The organism is Paeniglutamicibacter sp. MACA_103 (assembly GCF_045798555.1).
Classification (GTDB): domain Bacteria; phylum Actinomycetota; class Actinomycetes; order Actinomycetales; family Micrococcaceae; genus Paeniglutamicibacter.
This window is the reverse complement of the sequence record NZ_JBIXLN010000116.1, coordinates 1-639: the sequence shown is the minus strand read 5'-3', so window position 1 is coordinate 639 and position 639 is coordinate 1. Positions and strand designations below refer to the sequence as shown.

The 639-nt window shown below is 75.3% G+C and carries 1 pseudogene; it reads right to left on the bottom strand.

From position 1 onward, the window contains the following. Positions 1 to 639: pseudogene (locus ACIPVK_RS21785) on the bottom strand (HNH endonuclease); the annotation flags it as partial.

Here is a 639-nt window from a genome sequence, read left to right as displayed (position 1 = left end):
GACCAGGGTCTTGGGGGAGGGCAGGCCGGTGGTCTTCTTCCCGGTGGCGGGGCTCCCGGCGGACCTGATGAGGTTCATCAGGCCCTGGAGGTGGCGTTGGGGCGGGGTGAGGCCGTCGGGTCCGTAGGCGGCGGGGTCCATGGTGCCCGGGCCCGGGGACCCGGCGCCGGGGCCGTTGGGGTCCAGGGACAGGTTCCTGGCGGCCTCCGGGTCGGTGAGCGGCCGCCCGGTGGCGGGGTCGGTGAGGAAGTCGGGGAACCCTGCACCGTTGCCGTTGTCGTTGTTCGACTGGCTGTTGGAACCGTTGGAGCCGTTGGAGCCGGTGGCGGTGGCGGTGGCGGGGGTGGCCAGGGCCTGGGCGAGCAGGCCGTCGCGGTCCCCGGCCCGGGTGCGGGGGTTGTCGGTGCTGGCGCAGAGGGCCAGCAGGGCCTCGGTGTCGGCGGGCAGGGTGCGGAGCAGGAATTCGCCCAGCCCGCCGGTGGTGCCGCGGTCGAAGAGGCCGGTCCTGGCGCGCAGGATCTCCTCCGGGACGTCCCCGGTGCCCTGCTCGAGGGTGCCCTGGATGCCGGCGAGCAGCCTGGCGGTGGTGCGGGGGTCCTCGCGGCGCACGGATTCGGCGACCCGCTCCTCGAGCGTCCC